Annotated in this window: 30 protein-coding genes, 1 tRNA gene and 1 pseudogene; 9 read left to right on the top strand and 23 right to left on the bottom strand. The window is 49.1% G+C overall.

Annotated elements, in window-relative coordinates; genetic code table 11:
- Positions 1 to 5: 5 nt before the first annotated feature.
- The 16 genes from HF894_RS03270 to HF894_RS03345 form a co-directional block, all read right to left on the bottom strand.
- Entirely contained in the window at positions 6 to 362 is a 357-nt protein-coding gene (locus tag HF894_RS03270; protein WP_021848379.1) for a hypothetical protein, read from the bottom strand.
- On the bottom strand, positions 334 to 894 hold the full coding sequence (locus HF894_RS03275) for a phospholipase D-like domain-containing protein (protein ID WP_021848378.1): 561 nt from the start codon (positions 892 to 894) through the stop codon (positions 334 to 336). Before HF894_RS03275 ends, HF894_RS03270 begins: the two co-directional genes overlap by 29 nt.
- Positions 891 to 1,382 (bottom strand): hypothetical protein, encoded by a 492-nt coding sequence (locus HF894_RS03280; RefSeq protein ID WP_317196518.1) that lies wholly within the window; start codon positions 1,380 to 1,382, stop codon positions 891 to 893. Before HF894_RS03280 ends, HF894_RS03275 begins: the two co-directional genes overlap by 4 nt.
- A 12-nt stretch (positions 1,383 to 1,394) precedes the next feature.
- Complete coding sequence (locus tag HF894_RS03285; protein ID WP_204971094.1) at positions 1,395 to 2,231, bottom strand: hypothetical protein; 837 nt, start codon at positions 2,229 to 2,231, stop codon at positions 1,395 to 1,397.
- A 121-nt stretch (positions 2,232 to 2,352) separates the two neighbouring features.
- Positions 2,353 to 2,940, bottom strand: a complete 588-nt coding sequence (locus HF894_RS03290) for a hypothetical protein (protein ID WP_204971095.1) — start codon at positions 2,938 to 2,940, stop codon at positions 2,353 to 2,355.
- Between the two features lie 24 nt (positions 2,941 to 2,964).
- The gene (locus tag HF894_RS03295; RefSeq protein WP_204971096.1) at positions 2,965 to 4,443 is read right to left on the bottom strand and encodes a coiled-coil domain-containing protein; all 1,479 of its coding nucleotides are present in this window, start codon (positions 4,441 to 4,443) and stop codon (positions 2,965 to 2,967) included.
- A 4-nt stretch (positions 4,444 to 4,447) separates the two neighbouring features.
- Positions 4,448 to 5,359 carry a S49 family peptidase gene (locus tag HF894_RS03300; RefSeq protein ID WP_204971097.1) on the bottom strand — a complete coding sequence of 304 codons (912 nt, stop codon included), beginning with the start codon at positions 5,357 to 5,359 and terminating at the stop codon, positions 4,448 to 4,450.
- 52 nt (positions 5,360 to 5,411) lie between these two features.
- On the bottom strand, positions 5,412 to 5,825 hold the full coding sequence (locus HF894_RS03305; protein WP_204971098.1) for a hypothetical protein: 414 nt from the start codon (positions 5,823 to 5,825) through the stop codon (positions 5,412 to 5,414).
- A gap of 72 nt (positions 5,826 to 5,897) precedes the next feature.
- On the bottom strand, positions 5,898 to 6,395 hold the full coding sequence (locus HF894_RS03310) for a transcriptional regulator (protein WP_204971099.1): 498 nt from the start codon (positions 6,393 to 6,395) through the stop codon (positions 5,898 to 5,900).
- A gap of 528 nt (positions 6,396 to 6,923) precedes the next feature.
- Positions 6,924 to 7,241, bottom strand: coding sequence for a hypothetical protein (locus tag HF894_RS03315; RefSeq protein ID WP_204971100.1), 318 nt, complete (start codon positions 7,239 to 7,241; stop codon positions 6,924 to 6,926).
- On the bottom strand, positions 7,222 to 10,080 hold the full coding sequence (locus HF894_RS03320; protein ID WP_204971101.1) for a hypothetical protein: 2,859 nt from the start codon (positions 10,078 to 10,080) through the stop codon (positions 7,222 to 7,224). The genes HF894_RS03315 and HF894_RS03320 overlap by 20 nt, the downstream gene beginning before the upstream one ends.
- Before the next feature lie 60 nt (positions 10,081 to 10,140).
- Entirely contained in the window at positions 10,141 to 10,551 is a 411-nt protein-coding gene (locus HF894_RS03325; protein WP_204971102.1) for a hypothetical protein, read from the bottom strand.
- A 3-nt stretch (positions 10,552 to 10,554) separates the two neighbouring features.
- On the bottom strand, positions 10,555 to 10,887 hold the full coding sequence (locus HF894_RS03330; protein ID WP_204971103.1) for a hypothetical protein: 333 nt from the start codon (positions 10,885 to 10,887) through the stop codon (positions 10,555 to 10,557).
- 177 nt (positions 10,888 to 11,064) lie between these two features.
- Positions 11,065 to 11,625, bottom strand: a complete 561-nt coding sequence (locus HF894_RS03335) for a response regulator transcription factor (protein WP_204971104.1) — start codon at positions 11,623 to 11,625, stop codon at positions 11,065 to 11,067.
- A gap of 3 nt (positions 11,626 to 11,628) precedes the next feature.
- Positions 11,629 to 11,856 carry a hypothetical protein gene (locus tag HF894_RS03340; protein ID WP_204971105.1) on the bottom strand — a complete coding sequence of 76 codons (228 nt, stop codon included), beginning with the start codon at positions 11,854 to 11,856 and terminating at the stop codon, positions 11,629 to 11,631.
- Between the two features lie 4 nt (positions 11,857 to 11,860).
- Positions 11,861 to 12,061, bottom strand: a complete 201-nt coding sequence (locus HF894_RS03345; protein ID WP_204971106.1) for a hypothetical protein — start codon at positions 12,059 to 12,061, stop codon at positions 11,861 to 11,863.
- 132 nt (positions 12,062 to 12,193) lie between these two features.
- Between HF894_RS03345 and HF894_RS03350 the strand changes: the two genes are divergently transcribed.
- Genes HF894_RS03350 through HF894_RS03360 form a run of 3 tightly spaced genes read left to right on the top strand, consistent with a single transcriptional unit; the run spans position 12,194 to position 13,217 of the window.
- Positions 12,194 to 12,547, top strand: coding sequence for a helix-turn-helix domain-containing protein (locus HF894_RS03350; RefSeq protein ID WP_204971107.1), 354 nt, complete (start codon positions 12,194 to 12,196; stop codon positions 12,545 to 12,547).
- Positions 12,548 to 12,559: 12 nt separating this feature from the next.
- Complete coding sequence (locus HF894_RS03355) at positions 12,560 to 12,859, top strand: hypothetical protein (protein WP_204971108.1); 300 nt, start codon at positions 12,560 to 12,562, stop codon at positions 12,857 to 12,859.
- Between the two features lie 10 nt (positions 12,860 to 12,869).
- The gene (locus HF894_RS03360; RefSeq protein ID WP_204971109.1) at positions 12,870 to 13,217 is read left to right on the top strand and encodes a hypothetical protein; all 348 of its coding nucleotides are present in this window, start codon (positions 12,870 to 12,872) and stop codon (positions 13,215 to 13,217) included.
- A gap of 144 nt (positions 13,218 to 13,361) precedes the next feature.
- On the opposite strand, the gene HF894_RS03365 is transcribed toward HF894_RS03360, so the two are convergent.
- The 4 genes and pseudogenes from HF894_RS03365 to yihA form a co-directional block, all read right to left on the bottom strand.
- Positions 13,362 to 13,991: an ISAon1 family transposase gene (locus HF894_RS03365; protein WP_436627456.1), complete on the bottom strand. Its 630-nt coding sequence runs from the start codon at positions 13,989 to 13,991 to the stop codon at positions 13,362 to 13,364.
- Between the two features lie 197 nt (positions 13,992 to 14,188).
- Positions 14,189 to 14,512 (bottom strand): annotated as a pseudogene (locus tag HF894_RS15390) (ISAon1 family transposase N-terminal region protein); the annotation flags it as partial.
- Between the two features lie 82 nt (positions 14,513 to 14,594).
- Positions 14,595 to 15,197 carry a DUF4923 family protein gene (locus HF894_RS03375; RefSeq protein ID WP_204971110.1) on the bottom strand — a complete coding sequence of 201 codons (603 nt, stop codon included), beginning with the start codon at positions 15,195 to 15,197 and terminating at the stop codon, positions 14,595 to 14,597.
- 13 nt (positions 15,198 to 15,210) lie between these two features.
- Positions 15,211 to 15,813 (bottom strand): ribosome biogenesis GTP-binding protein YihA/YsxC, encoded by a 603-nt coding sequence (gene yihA / locus HF894_RS03380; RefSeq protein ID WP_021848245.1) that lies wholly within the window; start codon positions 15,811 to 15,813, stop codon positions 15,211 to 15,213.
- A 92-nt stretch (positions 15,814 to 15,905) separates the two neighbouring features.
- On the opposite strand from yihA, the gene recR reads away from it, so the two are divergent.
- Genes recR through HF894_RS03395 form a run of 3 tightly spaced genes read left to right on the top strand, consistent with a single transcriptional unit; the run spans position 15,906 to position 17,568 of the window.
- Positions 15,906 to 16,523 (top strand): recombination mediator RecR, encoded by a 618-nt coding sequence (recR, locus tag HF894_RS03385; RefSeq protein ID WP_204969770.1) that lies wholly within the window; start codon positions 15,906 to 15,908, stop codon positions 16,521 to 16,523.
- A 53-nt stretch (positions 16,524 to 16,576) separates the two neighbouring features.
- Complete coding sequence (locus HF894_RS03390) at positions 16,577 to 17,038, top strand: hypothetical protein (RefSeq protein WP_021848243.1); 462 nt, start codon at positions 16,577 to 16,579, stop codon at positions 17,036 to 17,038.
- Positions 17,035 to 17,568 (top strand): GNAT family N-acetyltransferase, encoded by a 534-nt coding sequence (locus HF894_RS03395; RefSeq protein ID WP_204971111.1) that lies wholly within the window; start codon positions 17,035 to 17,037, stop codon positions 17,566 to 17,568. Before HF894_RS03390 ends, HF894_RS03395 begins: the two co-directional genes overlap by 4 nt.
- Here the strand turns inward: HF894_RS03395 and HF894_RS03400 are convergent.
- The 3 genes from HF894_RS03400 to HF894_RS03410 all read right to left on the bottom strand — a co-directional run bounded on the left by HF894_RS03400 (position 17,565) and on the right by HF894_RS03410 (position 20,625).
- Entirely contained in the window at positions 17,565 to 18,158 is a 594-nt protein-coding gene (locus tag HF894_RS03400; protein WP_204971112.1) for a YqgE/AlgH family protein, read from the bottom strand. The genes HF894_RS03395 and HF894_RS03400 overlap by 4 nt on opposite strands.
- Positions 18,159 to 18,213: 55 nt before the next feature.
- A complete protein-coding gene (locus HF894_RS03405; RefSeq protein ID WP_204971113.1) occupies positions 18,214 to 18,975 on the bottom strand; it encodes a DUF6261 family protein in 762 nt (253 codons plus the stop codon).
- Between the two features lie 330 nt (positions 18,976 to 19,305).
- A complete protein-coding gene (locus tag HF894_RS03410; RefSeq protein WP_204971114.1) occupies positions 19,306 to 20,625 on the bottom strand; it encodes a pyridoxal phosphate-dependent aminotransferase in 1,320 nt (439 codons plus the stop codon).
- A 169-nt stretch (positions 20,626 to 20,794) separates the two neighbouring features.
- Here HF894_RS03410 and HF894_RS03415 point away from each other — a divergent pair.
- The 3 genes from HF894_RS03415 (at position 20,795) to HF894_RS03425 (ending at position 22,456) form a co-directional block, all read left to right on the top strand.
- A tRNA-Asp gene (locus HF894_RS03415) sits at positions 20,795 to 20,869 on the top strand.
- A gap of 186 nt (positions 20,870 to 21,055) precedes the next feature.
- Positions 21,056 to 21,478: a SoxR reducing system RseC family protein gene (locus HF894_RS03420; protein WP_204971115.1), complete on the top strand. Its 423-nt coding sequence runs from the start codon at positions 21,056 to 21,058 to the stop codon at positions 21,476 to 21,478.
- Positions 21,479 to 21,514: 36 nt separating this feature from the next.
- The gene (locus HF894_RS03425) at positions 21,515 to 22,456 is read left to right on the top strand and encodes a Fe-S cluster domain-containing protein (RefSeq protein ID WP_204971116.1); all 942 of its coding nucleotides are present in this window, start codon (positions 21,515 to 21,517) and stop codon (positions 22,454 to 22,456) included.
- The last annotated feature ends 35 nt before the right edge of the window (positions 22,457 to 22,491 follow it).

Below are 22,491 nucleotides of genomic sequence, written 5' to 3' on the forward strand. Positions count from 1 at the left end.
TCCCATTATCCGATATCATCAAAAAAAATCTTGTTAATCGAGTTCTTGTAACCTGCAGCCTTGCGGAACTTGTCGAAGCGCTGCGCCTGGGTGACATTCTCGCCTGTCTGTGCCGCAGTAGACATGGACAGGCCCTCTTTGGCTGACTGCAGGAGCTGGCCACGGTCGTAGTGGTACTTCAGCGGGCTTCCTACCAGGTTGAAGTACCACAAGAAATCTTCAGCCGGTATGTTGTAGTACATGGCTATCTGTTCGGGCCGGTAGCCGATTCCGGCCAGTCTCTCGTATTCGTCGATGTCGATACGGTCGAACCAGGCGGGAGCATCCCGCCACTTAACCAATTCGTCTGCTGTGAAACTCATATACGTTACGGTCTTGTAAGAAAACATATTGCTCTTCCATCGCATTCTCCCCATAGTTGCCGGAACCTTCGACCACGAAGAATCCCGCTTCGGTGTCGAGGCAGGTAATTTTCTTGTGACTCCAGGAATACGACAGCGTGAGTACACCGGCGTGATGGAGCTCGACCAACCGGGCGAAGATCTTCGGCATACGGAACTGGAGCGTTTCGGATACATGCAGATGGATGCTGTCTATCAAACCTCTTTCGCGCCAACGAAGCAAGGCATTCAGGATGCGTTCGTTGGTTGAATAGGTGGCAATGTAGAGATGGCGGACACGTCCGGCATGCTTGATGAGATACACAATGAACGTGAAAGCCGTGAAGCTCTTCTTCGTTTCGATGAAGAAGGCTTCACGGGGCCCTGGCAGTCGGCCACAGAGTTCCTTCAAGTTGTTCAGCTTGAAGGTCAGCATCTCTTCGAACCTGCGCGAATACAGGTGCGAGTCGGCCATCTCCCGGCGGAGATCATCGAGTGAAAAATAGTAGCTCATTCCAGCAATCGGTTGATATCCTCCAGTTCACGTTCATACCCGGCCAGCCTCTCCCGGCGTGTAGTGTCGAGATGAGGTTTGTCGCCCTTCTTCATCTCCGACTTCACCCGCCAGATGTTCATCTCCACCTGTCGTTTGCGCTGCAGCAGTTCCTTGATGGGTAACGTCAGCAGCTCCTTGCGGCGGTTGAACTCGGCAAAGGCCGGATGTTTGCCAAGCAGGGTATGATGCTGTTTGTACCAGTTCAGTTCATCCCAGATCATCCGGTTATCCAGGTAGTTGTCTATAAGTTGGCGACTCACATCGGCACACTGCTCCAAGGAAGTGCAGTCCTTCAGCTCGTGATGTAACCGCACATAAGCATGATAGCGGTTGAACTTGCGGGAGGCAAGTGCCTCCAGCTCCATGGGGCAGTCCGGTTCATTCAGGAAGGGGAACTCTTCGCGGAAGGACGGTCCCTCCGTGTCTTCTTCACTCAAAGACGGCACGGAGGAAGTTCTTCACTGCTCGAACAGGCATTTTGCCGGGAACTCCTTATCCAGGAATGACTCCAGCCACGGCGAGTAGCCGGAACGGGCATTGTTCAGGAACATTTTTGGAAGAAGCGACTTCACGACCTCGGTGCTTGGGTTTTGAGAGACCACAGGCAGCAGGAAAGGGTCTTTTCTCCAGTCTAGTGTGACAGCCGTCACCTGTGGCTGTTGCAGGTTGAAGTAGATGGATGTGTATAACATGCCCTGCGTTATCTGCTCGTCCAACTTCGCAATCATCCCCAACCATGAAGCCTTATTGAACATGACCGGCGTGTGCGTGCCGTAGTTCTGGCAGGAAGCCCCCAGCTGCTTCAGGAAGTCGATGGTACGCTGCATGTTTTCACGGTAAAATCCCTTGTATTTGGACGTATCCAACGGGCCGAGCACTTTCGGGAGCTGGATGTGCGAAAGGTCTATGGGCTGCAGCACATAGATGTCGTCGTTTGTCCAAATGAAGTCATCGGTCACCAAGTCGCTCTCCAATGCAACCTTCAGTTTGTGATAGGTATCCACCGACGGATTGTCTGACACACGCGGGCATTCGATGAAGTGAATTTCGTCGGAAAACCATTCTTCCTTGTCGCCGATCACAACGAAGTCGGCAGGGAAGCAGCAGTTCTTATCCCAGGAACGCAGGGCATAAAGCAACTCCTTGCCCTGTGCAAATTCCTTGCAGTAGGGGATGACTACTGATGTGTGTGTAGCCCTGAGCACATCTGTCTGCACAATATTAAATGAACTATCCGCGATTTTTGCGGCCATTTCTTCCGTGGCAATAACACCTTCTTGTTTTTCTTCTTTCATACGATTTGTTTTTTGTTACACGGCAAAGGTAAGTTGCAATCGCAAATCGGGAAAGGACAAAAAAGGCGCAACCATGCGGCTGCGCCCCTCCGATCGGATATTAATCAAACCACTAAAAGATTCAGACTCCGCCACCCTGACTGGATTCTGCCGCAGGAGGCAATCCGAGGATGGCATTGATTTCTTCGTTGTCGGTAGCCGGTATCAGTGACTTGGCTATTCGGCCAAGGGTGTCACCTCGCAACGAGCTGGCCAGGTTGACGGTAGTCTTGTTGGCCTCGTTGTTGTCCTGACCTTCGGCGGTCGACATCTTGAGCGGTGTGCAAGGAGTACCGGCAATCTTGCAATCATCGCCCGAACAATTAATCACGATGGCACCCAGATTCTCGTTCACGTTGTTGTTGACGAACTCATCCCATTCGACTTCCGATCCCGGATGGTCGAAGTCCACGTGATGAATGAAGCCACGGGCGTCATCATCGCCTTCTGCCGTATGGTAGATGTTGATGGTGCTGTCCGTAGCGTACACAGCCACCGGCTTCTTCCCTTCCTGAAAATCGAATGCAGTCACTTTCACACCTTTTTCATCCTTGGCAAAGGTCTTGATATCATCCCAACGAAAGATGATGATATAAGATTTTTTGCCGGATGCGCGCCCCGCATTGTTATTCTTGCGGGGCACTGATATCATGCTATATGCTTCAGCCATAATCAAATCTCCTATTCGTTACGATTAAACACCACCTCCCTGACTTGACTCTGCTTCTTCTGTGGGAGGAATATAGGCAAAGATAGCTTCAGCCAGCCAGAATCCTGTACCTTCCCACCACTCGGCCATGACATGCACGTCGTAGTGATAGGTTTCCATGCGGATTTTGGTCTGTTGTGGATTCTTGCTCTTCAAATGCTTGAAGTTCTCTTTGGGCGTGATGAAGAACACACCGGTACCGCGCATGCCTTCGAGCGGAGCAAAGGTAAACCTCGAGAAGTCAACTTTGACTTTCTCACCGTCTTCGTTTTTCAGCCACGGGTACTTTTCGCGATACGCCTTGCTGTAACGGGTCACAATGTCCGGGTCGGCATGGATGAACATTGTTTTCTTTTTATACAGAGGCTTCACCTGATCAACCGCCTTGTCGATCTGGGCCAACAATGTTTCATCGGACAAGGTCTCACCATCGAGCAACCAGGTCACTTTGTCATTGCTGGCCTCCTTGAGCGCTTTCAACTGGGTAACATAACCGTCCATCGATTCATTGGCAGCTCCGGCAGGATCGCCATCGTTTGTAGCAGTGTTCTCCTTGTACTCACCGACGGCCAGGGCTATTTCGCGCTCTTCGTCCAACTTCGGGATGATAAGCTGGTAGATGATGTACCTCACTACCGGCATATCCTTCGGGTCAAGGTTCTCGTCGTAGAGATAGCCCAAGATGTCCTCCATGATGTCGGATGGAGTGATAGACACGTTAATCTTGCACTTGTAGTTCTTGATGACAAGAGGCGTGAATGTGCTCTTGCCTTTCGGTGTCCACTTCGGTACGAATGCCTGAAGCACGGAGTCAATGTCCGACTGCACAGCGCGTACTTCGGTTTTGTCAGTCACAATGGTGGACATGTACTGAATGGACTCTGTTTTGCCCAGCAAGTCCATCATAATCTGCAAACGTTCGGCAGCTACATACTTGCCGAATTCCTGCTGCAGTTCTTCCGTGTCAATGGTATCATTGCCACTATAAGCAGCACCTTTGAAAGCAGCCTCCAGATACTGGTTGTGCATCAGTGACATGTCCGGTTTGAACTTAGGCATTTTACCACCGTTTTGTGCCTGTACGGCCTGGCCGTCGGCAGGTTCTTCTGTTTTACCCATCTTTTCAATTTGGGCATCCTTCTCCTTGATTGCAGCTTCAAACTGAACCTTCTCTTCTTCCAGCTTCTTCAATCTTGCCCGAGATTCGGCCAACAGCCTTGCGTATTCGTCACGCTCGGATTCGAGCGAAGCCACCACTTCCGGTGTAACCGCTGACTCGGCGGATGCACCGTCTTTCTCAAATTCCTGCAGCTCTTTCTCAAAGCTCTGCAAGAACAGCTCACCATACTTTTGTTTCAACTGCTCGCGCTGAACGTCGAGCAGAATGGATTTTCCATTTTCGTCTTTGGCGAAAGCGGAAATTCCCAGAAACGAAAGTACCACACCTAACACTTTGCTAAACATAACTTTACGATTTAGAGTGAATATATTCGTTAACTATCGCTTGCGTATTGATTTGTTCGGCTCGTTGTACCGCAAAGGCCAGTGAACCCACGGAATCAGCCAGACCGACCTCAACAGCACGGCGGGCGTAGAACATACGCCCACGAAGGATGCCCTCGGTGTCAACCTTCAGGTTGGTCCGATGCGACTTGACGGCTTCTTGGAAGTCTTTGGCCAAAGGATCCAGCTCTTCATCCCGTATTTTGTCGTACTCGCCCTTCTTCGCCATTTCGAATGGAAGGTTCTTGTAGTCAGACAAGTTGCTGTAAACCGTATGCAGTTTGACACCAGCATTTTCATAATACTTGGCATAATCCATGAAACTCATCATCACGCCGATGCTGCCAAACTCAGAAGATACTTCGTTAGATGCAATGATTTCGTCGCAATAGCATGCGATGTAGTAGGCTGCAGAAGCGCACAGATCGCAATATGCCACCACAGACTTGCCGGATGTACGGGCATAACTAATAGCATCAAGCATCGGTGCGATTGCATCCACGCTACCGCCTCCGGAGTCGATGTCAAGAATGACGGATGAGATATTGTTGGAATCGACTGCTTCGCGCACCATATCCGCATATTCCGTGGTACCATAACTGCACATGGTTCCGTATTTAAGTAAGGTACCATGTACGGGTATGATGGCGGAGCTGCCTTTGGGAGCATCTGCAAAACGGTTTCCGCTCTTAGACTTCGCTCCCTTGTGATAATAAGTATGGGCAAGCGGTTTGCGCTCGGAGAGTGTGCTGCTGTCTTCGGCGGACATGCTCCGCTCCAGCAGTTTTTCGACCAACGGGATGTTGGCGTCAACGTCCTGGAAGCGGAGGAACCATTTGCCCCGACAAACCGCGCTATATAAAGATGAAAATGCCATTGTAAAAAGTACCTATTGAAAACCGATACAAAATTACAATGGCATTTTCTCGTCAAAAGGACTGCAAAAATTTAGCAGGTTCAGGGCTTTCGCGGTCAAAAGTAAGTTTGTAAGCTGCTGGAGATCCAGATTGGGTCATGGTAACGAGTACCGGAAATTCATCGGTACCGACGACTTTTTGTTCTCCAGAAGTCAGTTGGATGACTAAGATACCCTCTTGACTGAATAATTGACGTAAATTGGAACTCGTGTCCTGTCCGGTATCTGTAACATTCGCAGATAAGGTCTGTTTTGCAGGAGAACCATCAGTCTGTTCTTCGGTAAATTCACCGGAGGCAATGGGGATTTCTGTCAGGGCTCCGCTAACATTTATTGAGTCACTTCCAGGAAGATTGAAAATCTCGGCTTCAGCCAGCGGAATAAACTTCAATCCGCATATTTGATTTATCTTGGTATGATTACTCATTTTTGCTGCTGGTTTAAGTAAAATTGAATAGAGTTTCTTATTTTTGCTTACAAATTAATATGCTAAAAAATATTAAGATTTTAGCACGTTTTGAATATCTTTTTTGACCTCTTTTATAGCCTTCTGCCGATTCCGATAATCGTACTTTTTCACCTGGTCGTAGTTTGTCACATTATTCTTGATATTGTAAGCCATCAGGAAGGCTCGAATGATACGGTCTTGTTTGTACCCTTTGGCATACCCCGCCATGAAATATTCACGGATCCTAAGCCTGAAGGAGGCTTCGACATAATTCTGAATCAATCTCTGCTTCCACTCCGGGATGTATATAAAGTTATCACGAAAGAGGAAGTGATTCCACTCCTGCACAGGGAGTGCTAATGTTATTGGATTCTCCTTAATGGCCTGTTTGGGTGGTCTATCAGTCACGGTTATCATCGACTGGATGAACCGGCCCATGTCATTCGAAGCCTTGATGACAACAGCTTCGTCTGATCGCGGACATCCGAACTCATGGTAGAGGAAATCGTGAAGATAGGGTTGCAATTCAATGGTAACAGTTGGTTTCATCTTGTAACTTATTGGTTTTCATACAAAAATAATGAATATATTGAATGTGCACAATATAAACATAGAAATTCTTCTATATTTACACATATGTAAAAAATAAGATAGGTATTTTCATATAAACATAATACATGAACGGTATAGCTAACAATTTTGCCCAAAATATTTGTGACTTTGTGACCTGTATCTTATCAGTCATAAAATGCTGTTTTTCAGTGTATATTTTGAGATACAAAACAGATTGATAAAACCGTAACCGATAATACAGTTTGTAACTTTGAGCTTTATCGGGTGCTATATTCTCTAAAGTTACAAACCTTGTTTTTTTGTAACCTCAGTTTGTAACTGATTTCGTAACTTCTATTATTCTTTCTTTTTCAGAGATTTATCCTCTTTTTCAAACAATGGTTACAGAGTTACAAAAAATTAGTAGTAAATAGAGAAGGGGAGTGGGGAACCGGGCAAATGCCTTGTTGGCCGGCTTGATATAAAATAGTAAAAGCCGCTGACATTTGTGCCAACGGCTTTTACCTAAGATATCTCCTGGATTTGCTGGAGGATTTTCTTTCGGAAATTGGGCGGGACGAATTTCTTTCGTACTTTGGTGTAATCGTCGTTCAATTCGTAATCTATCCAATGATCACCTGCAGCCAGGAAGGCACCGCAAGCCACCAACAACCACTGAAGCTGCTTGGGGTTATCGTCTTGCAGATGCATTACTTTGTCGTCACCCATCATTTCCAGATAGTCGTAGGCACGGTGCATGTAGGCTGCAGCCGTCTCGTCCTTCATCAGGTCGGATAGATATCGGTCGTAGTGCTGTATGTACTCAGAACGGAATGTTTCCATTGCTGTCTTCGGTTTTTGGGGTGAATACTCCTTCTCTCTGTCTGGTTCGCAGATAGATCATTTCTTTGGTTTCGCCATCCACCTTCTTGAGCAGACGACCATCTTTGTTCAAAAACTCAATAGGGTTCATTTCCTCGATGTAAGGGCACAGCTCCACGAAGCCGCGCAGGGCTTTGGTGAAGCGCTGCATGCTCCATAGACCTTTGCTAACCTTGGCAAATGTGATAAAATCATCGTATGCTTTGGTACGTTGTACGAAGGTATTGACATTCTCACCCTCTTCGGAAAAGTATCCATAGACCCAATCTTCGAAATTGGCTCCCATGTCTGCTTTGTATTTTCGCTTTACGATGTTATCCATGGGAGGTTGTATCTTAATGCCACGATCTGCCATGGATAGATAAAATTGAAGACATTGTGCGAAGAAATTGCAGTCTTGGTTCCAGTTATCCTCGGTGTAGTCGTTAGTTGTCATCAGGTTGCGACCAAAGTCATTGCGGATGCTGCGGCTTTCCAGATAATCATTTTCCGGGGTCTTTTCGTGGTAATAGTCAGAAAACACCATGTAGAGCATACGGGCATTGGTGGATGAATCAAAATCACGGGGAACATAATTGGTTGTAAATCCAAATTTGGGGCTTTCCTCGAATTCCAGGAAAAACGACTTGTTGTTTTTGGGATTGACTGTCATGCCACCGGTTACCATGTCATAGAACTGCTTAATAGGAAAATATCTGTCGCAGTCATCGATGAGGACAAATCCCGTATGTTTGTCTACCTGATCAAACACGTGTGGATTATCGAGCAATTTAGGGTTACGTCCGGATAGGTTAACGGTTTGCATGAAAAAACGGAATGCCTTGAACAAAAAGGATTTTCCGCTACGTCCGTTACATTGCTCCTCATCGCCGATTTTATTGTCCATGGCGTATATGGCCCAAGCGCGTGAGGGCGATTTGTACCGATGCAGATTATATCCGATAGCGTAAATCTTATTGATGAGATTCAGCTTCTGTTCTGCGATTTCTTCGGTGGTGAGTAGGGGACCGGCGATATCGAACTTATGTTCGGTACGGTAGCGGTTGGCTTCGTCCACACCCTTGTCTGACCAGGCATACTCCAGTTCTTTGCGCCAATACAGACGACTGGTATTGATTAAGTAATTGAAGAAACAACTGCGGTGTTCCCCAACGGCAATGTCAAAAACCGGATTACCTTCCAAATCATCCGTTTGCGTGATCGTAAACATGGGTGGTAGCACTTTTACTTTATGGGGTATCACGTTGTTGTCCCACACAAATCGATTATTCGGTAGCATTCCTTCATGGGGTGTGATACCGTCTTTGGTGACCTCCCAACTACAATCTTTGAAGAACAGGTATTGGCTGGTGGCGGTGTAGTTGGTGAAGTCCAAATCAATCTCATCCAGTTGCGACAGTGAGGCCTCGCTGGTTCGTGGCGAGTCCAGTATCAGGTTGCGTATCTCCACAGGCAGGAACCTCTCCCTTGTGAACTTTTTCAGGAAGGCTGATATGTCTTTGGCCTTAATCTGGCTGACGGTGCATCCGTCAATGTGGATGTATCGCACACTGTCGATGTTGTCGTCGTGCAGGGCGTAGAATCCATTCAATGTGAGGAAGTAGTGCAGGTAGGCTGTGTTGATGCTGTATGTCTTCTTCTTGCTGCGTTCACTCCAGCTTTCTTCCCAAAAGCGGGCGGGCATGGCCAACGTCATCAGGTTACGGAAGTCTTCGTTGGTCGGGCGCAATTCCACAAAGTCACGAAAATCTTTGCGTGGTTTGCCCCGTCGGTCTCGATGCTGGGATAACCACGATGGTAGCCAGATGGTATGGATGTCCAAAAAACGCAAAGCCAGTTCACGCCCCTTGCGGACACCAGTGCTGTCGATATCGGGGATGTTATAGATACGCTCCACATATTTGTATATCTCCTTGATTTCTTCCGGCGATACCTTGTAGGTCTCCGAGTTGAACCACAGCGGATGGTAGCCTAGGGCACGCAGGCATAGTGAATCTCGTTCACCACTGCAGATGAAACATTCGTCCAGCTTCTTCTCCTTGTAGGGTTGGTCCTGGTTCTTGGGATCGTTGTAAAACAGCTTTTCCTCCTGGGCGTTGAAGTCACGGTAAGCCTTTTGCAGTTCAGCCAGGCCATTGATGTAAAGTTTGGGCTTCACTCCGTCTGGCGAGTAGCTGAATCGCCATTGCTTGTCGGGGTTCAGTGGCTCATAGATCTTGTAGAACTTATCCGTCGAACCATCTTTTTTCAGCACTGTACATTCCCGCATGAAGATAGGATAGGTCGGTGTCGTGTATTTGGTGGTCACTTCCCGATTGCGGACATAAGAGATGGATTTGGCCACAAACCAGTGCAGCGAATCCACGTGTTCCTGCTTCACCCGCGGGCCAAGTATGGCCAATTGGTCGGCAGTGAACTTCTCTTCCAGCTCGAAGAATCGGGTACCCTCTTTTTCATCAGCAGTGGCCGGTCGCTTGCGGATGTCGGGCTTGTTCACGGATCGCTTCAGCTCGTCTGTTACGTTGTAACGTGAGGCCAGGATGGAAATGGCTTCCGGGAAACGTACGTTCTCCTCCTGCATACAGATGTCGATGGGGCTCATGGCCGTGCCGCTATCGCCGAAATCGGTGACCTTATAGCAGTCGTCGTACTTCTTGAGGCAAGCGGAAGCGTCGTCCTCATCAGGGCGGCGCTTGAATTTCTTCTTATTATCTACACACCCTTCTGCCTGCGGATAGTAGTACAGGATGATGTCCAGTCCGTGGTGGGTAGCTTCGTAGATGTCGGTGGCTTTGATCATGGCGAAAATCTTTATGAGATACAAAGAAAAGGAAGTCGTGTCGGTGGTTCAAGGACGAAACTACCACTTCTCGTTATTGATGATAGGGTCACCACCATATGCTTCTTTCAGTGTCTCACGGATACCTTTGAATAACCATACTGTAATCCAGGATGAAAGTGATTTGTCTGTGGGTATATTCTTGTTTTCGGATATAGAACGGATATGTTCCATGGATATATTTTTATTATCCGTGTCAAATATCACAGAAAATGTAGATGTAGAGCTGTCGGACGCTTTGATACTCACTTCAGCTTTCACAATCGTGTCAATTAACTGGTCTGCGAAATACCAGGTATCTTGTTTCGGGTTCTTGTCAAGCTTAACTCTGCAGTATATTTTCGTTTCTCCTCCTTTTCGGATGAACTGTTTATCGGCGATAGTGCCGATTTCATTTGTCCGTAGGACGCGGACGCGGGTTCCTTTTTTCATTGATTATTCTCCTTTTGATAAGTTGAATTCTTGATAATTTAGATGCTTTTCCATTAGTTCAGGCAGATCCTCCATGAGGGACTCCAGGCAAGCTGAATAGGGAGGCGTCTTGCATGTGAGAACCATTGTGCTGTAATCTTCATCTATTTCTCGTACTTCGTCTACTTGAATGTAGGGCAGTGCATCGATAGCATCTACCAATGGGAGTCGTCGTTTTAAAGCAAAGCTACATGAACAAATCATGTGCCCGTTTTTGGTAGGTCTTGGCATCCAGATACGATATTTACCGTCCGGTGTAGATACGGACGCAAAGCCTTTTGAAATCTTATTTTCCATCTTAATCATGTTTTGTTGGTTCATAAATCGTCGTGTCCCGCATGGCGGATTCGAACCGCCGTCGCTTGCGAGGATGGTGATGACCATCAGTCCGCTACCATTCGGACATAGTGCGGGGTGGGTGCCCTCGCGGCCTTCACAGGAGGCTCGGGCTTTGATCAGGATAATATCATGAGTTTATTTCAGATTGTTTGCATACCAGTAAGCAACCATCTCTGATACGCTACCGACTCGAATCTTAGCTTTGATATTCTCTCGATGACGGTTCACGGTACAGGGTGAGATGTGCAGTTCTTCGGCAATCTGATCCGTCTGTAGATTTTGGGCATACAACCGGAACACATCCATTTCCCGCTCTGTGAGCCGCATGTCGAGTTCTGGCTTGCATACTACGCCCTCCAGCGGACATTCTCCACGCAACGGGCATCCCACTTCCTCGAACTGGAATGTTCCGTTATGGTTGATGTCAATGGCACCTTGGTTATAGTCGCCGAAGTTGCACCGGATGAAGCGGTGAACCACCTTATATTCATACCAGGTTCGATTCATCGAACTGGATGAGTATAGCTTCATCAACGCATCATGAGCTTTCGGATAACGTTCCCTGATGATAGCCAGCATCGCACAGACAACCTCTCGGCAATCTTCTTTCAGTTCATAGGCTGGTTGCCCAACGGGCTTCACCATGACGACGCCTTCGGGGGTGGTGTAGAATTCGATATTGATTATTGTTTCCATACGCTACTTCCATGATATTGAAACAGGGAATACACAATTCAATTTATCTACAGTTACGATATAGCCTAATTCTTCCAATTTAATTTTATTGTCGGGGCTTATGCTCCTTATACGAATTAGCGTGCGTCCCTTCTCTGCATTTTCACTAATTTGTTCGCATATTCTTTGCATAGAGTAATAGGCGTCAGCCTTTTCTTTTGCCTCTTGCGCAGTTATCAATTTCTTGTCCATAGGTTCAGTTATTAAAGTTGTTAAACAGTTCTTCAAACAATTCTCTTTCCAACTTCTTGAAGTTGTCCGTCCGTAGTTTCTGATAGAACGTAATAAGAGACATTCCGCTTCGTCGCAAATACTCATCTCGCAATTGTAATTTCTTCTGCATCGGGAGTTGGTTGTACTGGTTTCTAAGTACCATTTCTTCAATTTCCTTGCTCATAAAACTATGAATTATAATATTTATGATTAAATTTATAATGCAAAGCTAAAATATATTTTATATAAGCACAATATAATTTAGTTAAAAGTAAAATATAATATAGTTATTTAGACTGCATAAAAATAATATATCATGTTTAATGGGTTGAATTTAAAGAGTTTAATAGAGGCTTCCGGATTGACTCAAAAAGAATTTTGTTCTCAGGCTGGTATCAGCGAACAAAGTCTATATGGCTATTTTGACGCTAACGCAAATCCCACGTCTAAAGCATTAGAGAAGATGGCTAATGTACTCAAATGTAGCATAGATGATTTTTTTGATAGGGAAATTGACTGCCAAACGCTGAATGTTGGCCATCATGTAAAAGGTAATGGAAACAAAGTCTATGGTGACATTGCACTTAGTGATTGCCAAAAGGAGATAGCCCACCTCAAGGAATTGTTGTTAGAGAAGGAAAGAACTATTCAAATATTAATGAATAAATAATAGTAGTTTGTTATGAAAGCAGAAAGAAAATCTTACTCGAAAAAAATGGAAGAACACATTAATGAAGTATTTTATTATTGGGATTCTGTGTATAATCGTTTAGCAGATAAATACGGTAAAACCTTTGTTGAATCTCATCCGGAAGTAGTGTCCACATTGGTACAATCAATCGCTACTAAAGATTTAGAAAGCTCAATTTTAGATATGTCTCATGATATGATAGATTCTCAAAAAGAGTTACAAGAAAAGTGTGAATCTATACCATCTGCTATATCAGAGATAACATTTCTATTAGAAAAGAAAACGTTATAATAGAGTATATATGGCACTGAGTGATTTCTTAAGAATAAACTTGCCTTATGGCATGAGAAAAAATGACCGTGACGAATGGATGTTTTTTAATAGAGAGTACACTTCTTTAGGTAACTCATTAAACGAAACAATAGATGAACATTCATCCTATTATTGTTCCTACAAAGGTATCAATAAAAAATTGCTAGAACAGTTAGCAGAAGGTCGATATAAGGTTAACGAGAAAGGTGAGTACATTTGTTTATGGTTTTATGATGATAACACAAATCCCTATCAAAAGGGAAAAATTATTCCTGACTTGTGGAATAAATATGTTAAAAAATTACGTTTATTATCCAAATTGGATAGAAAAATTTAGATAGATACAAATTCAGACATTTTCAGATAATAAGACTAAATACTTGTATGATATTATGTTGATTGTCAGTGATTAAATGATATTATAAAGTTCCCGCTACCCCGACAAAGGGTCTGATTTTATTGTAAATCAGGCCTTTTTGTTTTAAATAGGTTTCTTTTTTCTGTCTGAAATATCTGAATTTGGGGTCAGCGGATGTTTGTCCACCTCGTCATACCATCTGGCAAGCCTTGTTAATGCGGTATCCTTATGTCTGCACTGGTGATATATCAGTCCGAGTCTCATGGAAAGATAATATGCTTTCTTTATATCAGGATATTCCCAGAACAGGATGACGGCACGTATACGTTGGAATTCAGTCCACAGGGATTCTTTCTTATAGAGAGGATAGATGCTTCTGGCCAGCAGCTGCTTTCTTGAATCACCGTTCTCAAAGACCAGAGCATGATATGTTTTTCCGCATGCCCTGGCATGTGTCATTTGTATGGACTCCTCATCCAGGGCTTCCCAGCGCGCTTTCACCCTCATTTCCTGAACCGCTTCATAAGCCAGCTTCTGCACATGGAAAGGGTCCGTCACACGACGTGCGGCCGGAAAGCAGACACGTGCCGTCTGTTCCATGTTCGGAGCCATGTCAAGGGTTATTTCCCTGACCTGGAAGCGTCTGCGTCTGGAAAGCTTTAACAGGACGGATGTGACAGTCCTGACATCCGTACCTTTTATGATTGCGATGATGCTTCCCGAACATCCTCTTTTCTCCTTGTTTATCAGAATTGTATAGAGTTCGCCTTGACTTCATCAATGCTCACATACGGACCGATATTCTTTTCGAACAGAATCCATTCTTCCGCATGGAAGAGCTGATTCCAGTTCATGTAACCGATCAGATAATAGCAGTACTGACGCTCAAGAAATTCACAGTTTACTCCAAAGAGAAGTCCTAAAAGCTTGCAGCTTACCGGAAGGGTATCAATCTCTTTTAACAAAGACGCAAATTCATGCGTCATACGGCTGCTTTCAGCAACCAGTTTCCAGTTACGGCTCACATAGCATCCATCCTCCTTCACAATCCATCTGCGACGGTGGATGTTCAGGAAAAGCTTCTTGCCAGGGATCGGAAAGTCCTGAACGACTACCGGATCATAAAATCCCTTACTCTCCACTTTTATATTCGAGTATTCCCCTGGAAATTCATTTTCTCTTCCAGGTAAATTACTATTTCATTGTTGCTTTCCTTTACATCTGAGATGATGAAATACTTCTGGAAGAAGGAAACGGTAACCGTTGTTTTCCATGAGTGCTGATGATTTGTTTCAGACAAAGGTATAATTTTATCAGATTCACCACTCGGATTGTTACGTTGACTCTTTTTGGAAACTATTTATTCGCTTTTTTCAATCCGAGGCCGAGGAGCATACCGTCGTAGGTGCCGGCCAGGTTGCCGAGGGTTTGCAGGGTGGAGTTGCTGCTCTTGCTGGAGAGGTAGGTGAGCAGTTGCAGCAGCTTGTCGGCATCGAAGAGCAGATCCATGTTGCTGGAGGTGCAGTTCACCTTGGCGTTCAGCCCGACGATTTTGGCAATTTTCAGGTTCACTTTCTGTGTAGAGGCGTCGTAAGAATAGGAACCGTTCACGGGTTTGCTGCCGGCATTGGCCGTAAAGGTACTGTCGGCATTGAAGGTGAACGACAGTTGGCCCGGCTTGATGCCGATCTTGTTCAGTTGCTCGTCCAGTTTCTTCTCGAGAGCCGAGGAGGCCAAGGTGCCACCTGCCTGTTGCAGCAGGTTGTCCGATTCGAGTTCCAGGGCCGAGCCGGTGAAAGTCCAAGTACCAGTCATGTCGATGTTGCTGTTGTTGGTGACGGCATTGACCACCTTTTCGATATTTTCCTTGTTCAGCAGGTCTTTCAGAGACTGCGCATGGATGCCAGAAGGCAGGGCCAATGCGATGATGAAGATACATTTCCAGATGTTTCTGTTCATATTCTGTTCTCTTTTAGGGTTTAAGTTCTTTGTTGATGCTTTCGATGTAGTCCAGCAGCTCTTTCCGTCCCAGTCGGTTCTCGGAAGAGGTGACGAAGTAGGGCGGGAGTTCTTCCCACTGTTCTTTCAGCTTTCTGAGGTAGGCCTCGACGTTGGCGCCCAGCCGTCCGCTCTTCAGCTTGTCGGCTTTGGTGAAGACGATGGAGAAGGGGATGCCGTTCTCGCCCAGCCATTCGATGAATTGCAAGTCGATGGGCTGCGGTTCCAGGCGGCTGTCGATGAGGACGAAGAGGCAGGTCATCTGCGGACGTTGCAGGATGTAGCTTTCGATGATGTTCCTGATCTGTTCCTGCCCCTTGAAGCCGCGTTTGGCATAGCCGTAGCCGGGGAGGTCGACGATGTACCAGTTTTTGTTGACGAGGAAGTGGTTGATCAGCATGGTCTTTCCGGGGGTGGCCGAGGTCATGGCCAGGCCTTTGCGGCCGGTCAGCATGTTGATCAGGCTCGACTTGCCGACGTTGGAGCGGCCGATGAAGGCGTATTCGGGCAGGTTGCCGGCGGGGCACTTGCGGACGTCGGTGTTGCTGATGACGAATTCTGCGCTTGTTATCTCCATGGGTTCTATCTGAAAATTTAGTTTTATTGCCTTTGCAAAGGTAGCACTTATTTGCGTATCTTTGCGTCCGCATTATGAAAGTTTAGGGTTATATGAACGGACAATATCCTTCGGTTTTGCTGGAGAAGGCGGTGAGCGAGTTTGCCAAGCTGCCGGGTGTGGGACGCAAGACGGCCATGCGTCTGGTGCTTCACCTGCTGCGTCAGGACGTGGCGGCAGTCGAGGCGTTCGGCAACGCCATCATTACGCTGAAGCGCGAGGTGAAGTATTGCAAGGTGTGCCACAACATTTCCGATACGGACGTCTGCCGCATCTGTTCCAACCCACAGCGCGACGCTTCGGTGGTGTGCGTGGTGGAGAACATACGTGACGTGATGGCGGTCGAGGCCACGCAGCAGTTCCGAGGCCTGTACCACGTGCTGGGCGGAGTCATCTCGCCGATGGATGGTATCGGACCGAGCGACTTACAGATAGACAGCCTCGTGGAGCGCGTCCGTGCAGGAGGCGTCAAGGAGGTGATTCTGGCGCTGAGCACGACGATGGAGGGCGACACAACCAACTTTTACATCTACCGCAAGCTGGAGAAGTTTGGCGTCAAGCTGTCGGTCATCGCGCGCGGCATTTCCGTGGGCGACGAGCTGGAGTATGCCGACGAAGTGACGCTGGGGCGGAGCATCGTGAACCGCACGCCGTTCAACGGCACCCTGTGAGGCCCTGTTCCGCCCGCCGGGCGATGATGTGAATACATTTATATATAGGATATATGGAAGAACAAATCAAGAAGGCAGTCCGCTTTGTGCGGATGTCTTATCTCCTGTTTTGGATGGTGCCGGTCGTGTTCGTGCTCGTGGGCGAGACGACGGACAGTTGGGTGGGGGCGTATGCCGACGACGTACGCACCACGTACTATGCCGAGACGCTGTCCATCCTGCTGGCGGCGGCCTGCGTGCCGTTGTCGCTGAAGCTGTTTGCCTGGGTGCTCTACCGCCGTATCGACCGTGCCGGCATTGCTCGGGCCTTGCAGCTCTATGTCTTCTGGAGTGGCATTCGGCTGGTGCTGCTGGCCCTGCCGCTGATGGCGGGTTTTCTGACCTACTACGGGATGTTGAGCACGACGGGTCTGCTTTGCGCCCTGATTGCCCTGACGGCTTCGCTCTTCTGCCTGCCGGGTGAGGAGCGCCTGCGCCGCGAGCTGCACATCGAGCGGGAGGAGGGCGGCTTATGAGCCGGAGCTATTTCGAGGGGACGCTGGTGCGCCTCAGGCCGATGGAGCCGGAAGACCTCGACCTGCTCTACCGCATGGAGAACGACCCGGAGACGTGGGACGTGTCCAATTTCTCCGTGCCCTATTCGCGCTATGTGCTGAAGCAGTATATCGAGGATTCGCAGTGCGACATGTTTGCCGACAAGCAGCTCCGCCTGATGATTGTCCGCCGGACGGACGACGTGGTGGTGGGAACGGTGGACGTGACCGACTTTGCCCCGATGCACCGTCGCGGCGAAGTAGGTATCGCCGTACGGAAGGAGTTCCGCGGAAACGGCTATGCGGGCGAGGCCCTGACGCTGATGTGTGACTACCTGTTCCGCTTCCTTTTCGTCCACCAGCTGACGGCCCACGTAGCGGTGGACAACGAGGCCAGCCGGCGGCTGTTTGCCGGAGCGGGCTTTGTGGAATGCGGCGTATTGAAGGAGTGGTGGTTTGCCGGCGGGCGCTATCGCGACGTGGTGCTGCTGCAACGCCTGCACAAGGTTTAATTCAGGGTGGGAATCTGTGGGAAGCGTGACCAGACGGCGTACTTCCCTCCCAGCTTGCTCAGCGATTTTTGCCAAAGGCCGACGGAGGCTTTCTCGTCCATCAGCGAGGCGGTGGTCTCGCGTCCGACGATCCAGGTATTTTCTTCGATTTCCTGTTCCAGCTGTCCGCTTTCCCAGCCCGAATACCCCATGAAGAAACGGATGGTGCCTTCGACCGAGGGTGTGCGGTTGATGTAATCGCGCACGGCGTTGAAGTCGCCGTTCACGTACAGCCCCTTCCCCACGGGGAAAGCGCCGGGGATGCCCTCGATGGTGTGCAGGTAGAAGATGGTGTCCGCCCCGAGCGGTCCGCCCCGGTAGATGGGGATGTTTCTGCCGCCCGCAATGTCGTGGAAGATGTCGGACAGCGACAGAGGGAAAGGCTTGTTCAGCACCAGGCCCATCGTGCCCTCGCTCGTGTGGTCGATGAGCAGGACGACCGACCGTCCGAACATCTTGTCGCAGAGGAAAGGTTCGGAGATAAGCACCTTCCCGCGGACAGGTACCACGTGGTTGGTTTCGATCTTGAATATATCCGTGTAGGTTGACATGCTCCTAAGTTACAGATAATTCTTTAAATACAAAACTTCCGGCCTGTTTTTTGTCTCAAATTTTTCCATCGTCCACCGTGGGGGACTCCTGAGCGGGGGTGCGCTGTTTGCCCTGGTTGGCGATGACCTGGCGCATGTTGTCGGCCAGGCCGTTGTGTTCGGTGATGACGGACGTCAGCTCGTCGGTGGGGCTGACCACGGCGAGCGAGTCCAGCAGGCGGGCGATGTCGCGGTAGACGGCATCGGTGTGGAGGCGCACATCGGTGGTGTGCAGGTCGCTCAGCACGACGAGCGTTTTCATTTCGTTTGTTTTTATTTGAAATGCTTCGCTGAAGGCATGGTTGGCTTCGTCCAGTGCATCTATTTCGGGTTCCAGTCCCAAAGTGGCCACGTCTGCCGCCCAGTCTGCCGAGCGCAGCAGCTCGACCAGATGGGCATATCCGGTGGCCGAAGCATACAGTCCGCGCCTGGTCAGCCCACGGAAGGGTGAGAGGGCCGTTTGCAAGCGGCGGGCGGCTTCGCGACGACGGTCGACGGGGTTCGCCAAGTGGGCCCGCACGCTCATGAAGATGGTACCTACCAGGCGGTCGCGGCGGTAGTCGGCTTCCTTCAGGCGGTGTGTGGCCACCTGGGCCGTCGGGCGCACGACGATGCGGCTCTCCGTCTGCAAGGCCGCCGTATAGCCTTCGATGGCGGCATCCAGCGGGGCAAATACGCCCTTCAGCAGCTCGAGCAAGTTGCGGAACATGTTGTGGAACGTGTAATGCGCGCCCAGCGAGAGCCTCGTCAGGGCAATTCTTTTCATCTTCTGTGTCATATCGGTCGTTTTTAGGTTATTCGTCTGGTTTAAGACGCTAAAATAGGAATATTTTTTGGCAATCAACTACTTTTTCATCCTAAAATATTAATACATCGACGGAAAAATGCGCATTTTCATAGCTTCGTATAAATACATTTACGTAAAAATGTGCATTTTTATAGTTTTGTACTAATACATTAGTATAAAAACGTACATTTTTATTGCTTCGTATGAATACATTGGTATGAAAAAGCGCCTTTTCACTACTTCGTACCTCTATTTCACAGTGAAAAGGCGCTTATTAGCTTCGAAAGACGTTGTCCGCAACCTGCCGACAGCAGTCGGCAACTATCCGAGGGGATGGTTTTCGGCAAAGATGGCCATCCGCTCGTCCAGCAAGGCATACTGGTGGTCCTGGATGAACGACGTGCAGGCGCGCAAGCCCTCCTGCGAGCTGCCGGTGGTCACCAGCGATATGGCGCTGACGCCGTAGTACATCAGTTCGCGGGCCAGCTCGCCGCTCGTCATGCCCGGATAGCCGATGGTGAAGTAGAAGCCGTCGGCCACGGGCTCGCCCAGGTCGTTGTCGTAGACCAGCCGGAAGCCATGGCGCAGGAAGATTTCCTTCAGCCGGCGGGCGCGTTCGCCGTAGACGCGCACCTCGTCCAGAAAGTTGTAGCGCCCGTCGCTGGCAGCCTTCAGCATGGCGGCCAGGGCATACTGGGCCGAGTGGCTCGTGCCCGACGACAGGGCGTAGAGCACGCGGTGGATGAAGACCGTGCCGAACGTGCCCGCGCCGCCATAGCGCTGCATCAGGCCCGGGTAGGCGCGGTGGTAGAGTTTGTCCGAGATGCAGCTCACGCCGATGCGCTGTCCGGCGTAGCTGAACGCCTTCGAGCCGGAGATGAGCAGGATGTAGTGGTCCGTGTAGCGTGCTACGGAGGGCTGGAATGGCGGCTGGAACGGGCGGCTCAGGTCCTGGCGGAAGTCCATTGCGAAGTAGGCGAGGTCTTCCAGCACGATGACGTCGTACTTTGTGGCCAGTCGGCCGATGATGCGCAGCTCCTCGTCCTTGAGGCACACCCAGCTGGGGTTGTTCGGATTGGAGTAGATGATGGCGGAGATGTTTCCGCGGCTCAGGTAGCTTTCCAGCTTCTCCTCCAGGCGTTCGCCGCGGAAGTTGTAGACGTCGAACGTCTCATATTTCTGCCCCATCACCACCAGTTGCTGTTTCTGCACGGGGAATCCGGGGTCGATGAAGAGGATGGTGTCCTTGCGCGGGTCGCATTGGCTGCACGTCAGGAACGAGGCGAACGTCCCCTGCATCGAGCCCGTCACCGGCACACAGCCTTCGGGCGCGATGTCTACGTCGACAAACGCCTTGACGAAGCGCGATGCCTCCCGCTTCAGCTCGTCCAGGCCGTTGATGTCAGGATACAGACTGGCGATGCCGTTCCGCAGGGCTTCGATTTCGGCTTCCACGCCAACGGCCGACGGCGGCAGTCCGGGCACGCCCATTTCCATTTTGATGAACTCGACGCCCGACTGGGCTTCAGCCTTGGCCGCGATGGCCTTCACTTCTCGGATGGTGGCTCTGCCGAAATCGGCCACCTGGAACTCATCGATCGTCCGGTCAATGATATCTCGTTCGATAGGAGTAGCTTTCATGTTTTTCGTTTTTGGTATAAATTGTATATGGCAAAGGTAATATAAAAGCGGTATATTGGCGCCCCGAACGAAAAAAAAGAAATTTTTTTTGCCCAACCTATTGCAGGTTTCAAAAATAGTCGTACCTTTGCAACCGCAATCGAGAGAGATAGCGACGAAACAATGAAATGGTGCGGTAGTTCAGCCTGGTTAGAATACATGCCTGTCACGCATGGGGTCGCGGGTTCGAGTCCCGTCCGCACCGCTCTCTGAAAGAAAAAACAATTAAAGAAAGCCTTGATTTTTAACAAAATCGAGGCTTTCTTCTTTTTCCATTCATCCCTCACTTTTGAAAAAAGCTTGTTTGCGCACACAGAAAAATACGTAGAAAGGCTTGTAGTTCATAAATTATGCTTAAATTTGCCGCGATTTGTAATGCTCACTTTGCAAAATGGCGGATACTATAAAACATCAAGGTATTGTGGAAAACATCAACGGTACCCATCTACAAGTGCGGATAGTTCAAACTTCTGCTTGTGCTGCATGCAGCATCAAGGGACACTGTACCTCGGCCGACGCTAAAGAAAAACTGATCGACGTGACCTGCGAGGCTGCGGCGGAAACATATCGTCCCGGCGACCGTGTATGGGTGACGGGCCAATTGTCTATGGGCGTAATGGCCGTCCTGCTGGCTTTCGTGGTGCCTTTTCTGGTGCTGGTCGTTTCTCTTTTTGTTTTTATGGCTATTTGGAACGACGAACTCGGTGCGGCGTTGGGCGCGCTGTTTTTGCTTGTGCCTTACTATTTTATATTGTGGCTGAACAAGTCGCGTTTGGGAAAGAAATTTTCTTTTTCCATCCAACCGATGAACTAACTAATAATTCAAAACAATTAATAAACAACTAACTTTATGAATGTAATTCTGATTGCAGTGATTTCGTTAGGAGTGATAGCGTTGGTACTGGCTGCCATCCTGTATGTCGCTTCCAAGAAATTCGCCGTGTATGAAGATCCGCGGATTGCTCAGGTGGCTGCTGTGCTGCCCCAGGCAAACTGCGGTGGATGTGGTTACCCAGGTTGTAGCGGATTTGCCGACGCTTGCGTGAAGGCTGGTTCGCTGGAAGGTAAACTTTGTCCGGTTGGCGGACAGCCGGTCATGGCAAAGGTTGCCGATATCCTCGGTTTGGCCGCTGCCGCTTCTGAACCGATGGTGGCAGTAGTAAGATGTAATGGTACTTGTCAGAACCGTCCGCGCATCAACCAGTATGACAGCGCGAAGAGCTGCGCCATTGCGGCTTCGCTGTATGGTGGTGAAACCGGTTGTAGCTATGGCTGTCTGGGATGTGGCGACTGCGTGTCGGCCTGCCAGTTCGGTGCCATCCGAATGAATCCCGAGACGGGGCTTCCCGAAGTGGATGAGGCCAAGTGTACGGCCTGTGGTGCGTGTGCCAAAGCTTGTCCGCGCAACATTATCGAAATTCGTCCCCAGGGCAAGAAGTCACGTCGCGTGTACGTACAGTGTGTCAACAAGGATAAAGGTGCCGTGGCACGCAAGGCTTGTACGGCTGCCTGCATCGGTTGTGGCAAGTGCGTGAAGGTATGTGCTTTCGAAGCCATTACGCTGGAGAATAACCTGGCTTACATCGATCCGAACAAGTGTAAATCTTGCCGTAAGTGCGAAGAGGTTTGTCCTCAGAACGCCATCATTGCCCTGAACTTCCCTCCGCGTAAGCCGAAGACGGAAGAAGGAGCCGCTCCGGCTGCTGCCTCGAAGACTGCTGCTCCGAAGGCAGAGGCTCCCAAAGCCGAGGCTTCAAAACAGACTCCCGAAGCCCCCAAAGCCGAAGCATAATCAACTAGAATCATAAACGACTAAAATACAGAATT

Source organism: Caecibacteroides pullorum, from assembly GCF_019239235.1.
GTDB classification, from domain to species: Bacteria; Bacteroidota; Bacteroidia; order Bacteroidales; family Bacteroidaceae; genus Bacteroides; species Bacteroides pullorum.

Excerpts from the sequence above, each read along its gene's own strand:
- HF894_RS03330 (WP_204971103.1), bottom strand. The coding sequence starts at position 10,887 with ATGGAAAATAAGATTTCAAAAGGCTTTGCGTCCGTATCTACACCGGAC.
- HF894_RS03305 (WP_204971098.1), bottom strand. The coding sequence starts at position 5,825 with ATGAGTAATCATACCAAGATAAATCAAATATGCGGATTGAAGTTTATT.
- HF894_RS03395 (WP_204971111.1), top strand. The coding sequence starts at position 17,035 with ATGAGCCGGAGCTATTTCGAGGGGACGCTGGTGCGCCTCAGGCCGATG.
- HF894_RS03375 (WP_204971110.1), bottom strand. The coding sequence starts at position 15,197 with ATGAACAGAAACATCTGGAAATGTATCTTCATCATCGCATTGGCCCTG.
- HF894_RS03345 (WP_204971106.1), bottom strand. The coding sequence starts at position 12,061 with ATGAGCAAGGAAATTGAAGAAATGGTACTTAGAAACCAGTACAACCAA.
- recR (WP_204969770.1), top strand. The coding sequence starts at position 15,906 with ATGAACGGACAATATCCTTCGGTTTTGCTGGAGAAGGCGGTGAGCGAG.
- HF894_RS03285 (WP_204971094.1), bottom strand. The coding sequence starts at position 2,231 with ATGAAAGAAGAAAAACAAGAAGGTGTTATTGCCACGGAAGAAATGGCC.
- HF894_RS03325 (WP_204971102.1), bottom strand. The coding sequence starts at position 10,551 with ATGAAAAAAGGAACCCGCGTCCGCGTCCTACGGACAAATGAAATCGGC.
- yihA (WP_021848245.1), bottom strand. The coding sequence starts at position 15,813 with ATGGAGATAACAAGCGCAGAATTCGTCATCAGCAACACCGACGTCCGC.
- HF894_RS03355 (WP_204971108.1), top strand. The coding sequence starts at position 12,560 with ATGAAAGCAGAAAGAAAATCTTACTCGAAAAAAATGGAAGAACACATT.
- HF894_RS03360 (WP_204971109.1), top strand. The coding sequence starts at position 12,870 with ATGGCACTGAGTGATTTCTTAAGAATAAACTTGCCTTATGGCATGAGA.
- HF894_RS03425 (WP_204971116.1), top strand. The coding sequence starts at position 21,515 with ATGAATGTAATTCTGATTGCAGTGATTTCGTTAGGAGTGATAGCGTTG.
- HF894_RS03340 (WP_204971105.1), bottom strand. The coding sequence starts at position 11,856 with ATGGACAAGAAATTGATAACTGCGCAAGAGGCAAAAGAAAAGGCTGAC.
- HF894_RS03420 (WP_204971115.1), top strand. The coding sequence starts at position 21,056 with ATGGCGGATACTATAAAACATCAAGGTATTGTGGAAAACATCAACGGT.
- HF894_RS03275 (WP_021848378.1), bottom strand. The coding sequence starts at position 894 with ATGAGCTACTATTTTTCACTCGATGATCTCCGCCGGGAGATGGCCGAC.
- HF894_RS03400 (WP_204971112.1), bottom strand. The coding sequence starts at position 18,158 with ATGTCAACCTACACGGATATATTCAAGATCGAAACCAACCACGTGGTA.
- HF894_RS03410 (WP_204971114.1), bottom strand. The coding sequence starts at position 20,625 with ATGAAAGCTACTCCTATCGAACGAGATATCATTGACCGGACGATCGAT.
- HF894_RS03350 (WP_204971107.1), top strand. The coding sequence starts at position 12,194 with ATGTTTAATGGGTTGAATTTAAAGAGTTTAATAGAGGCTTCCGGATTG.
- HF894_RS03315 (WP_204971100.1), bottom strand. The coding sequence starts at position 7,241 with ATGGAAACATTCCGTTCTGAGTACATACAGCACTACGACCGATATCTA.
- HF894_RS03390 (WP_021848243.1), top strand. The coding sequence starts at position 16,577 with ATGGAAGAACAAATCAAGAAGGCAGTCCGCTTTGTGCGGATGTCTTAT.
- HF894_RS03270 (WP_021848379.1), bottom strand. The coding sequence starts at position 362 with ATGAGTTTCACAGCAGACGAATTGGTTAAGTGGCGGGATGCTCCCGCC.
- HF894_RS03310 (WP_204971099.1), bottom strand. The coding sequence starts at position 6,395 with ATGAAACCAACTGTTACCATTGAATTGCAACCCTATCTTCACGATTTC.
- HF894_RS03290 (WP_204971095.1), bottom strand. The coding sequence starts at position 2,940 with ATGGCTGAAGCATATAGCATGATATCAGTGCCCCGCAAGAATAACAAT.
- HF894_RS03320 (WP_204971101.1), bottom strand. The coding sequence starts at position 10,080 with ATGATCAAAGCCACCGACATCTACGAAGCTACCCACCACGGACTGGAC.
- HF894_RS03405 (WP_204971113.1), bottom strand. The coding sequence starts at position 18,975 with ATGACACAGAAGATGAAAAGAATTGCCCTGACGAGGCTCTCGCTGGGC.
- HF894_RS03335 (WP_204971104.1), bottom strand. The coding sequence starts at position 11,625 with ATGGAAACAATAATCAATATCGAATTCTACACCACCCCCGAAGGCGTC.
- HF894_RS03295 (WP_204971096.1), bottom strand. The coding sequence starts at position 4,443 with ATGTTTAGCAAAGTGTTAGGTGTGGTACTTTCGTTTCTGGGAATTTCC.
- HF894_RS03300 (WP_204971097.1), bottom strand. The coding sequence starts at position 5,359 with ATGGCATTTTCATCTTTATATAGCGCGGTTTGTCGGGGCAAATGGTTC.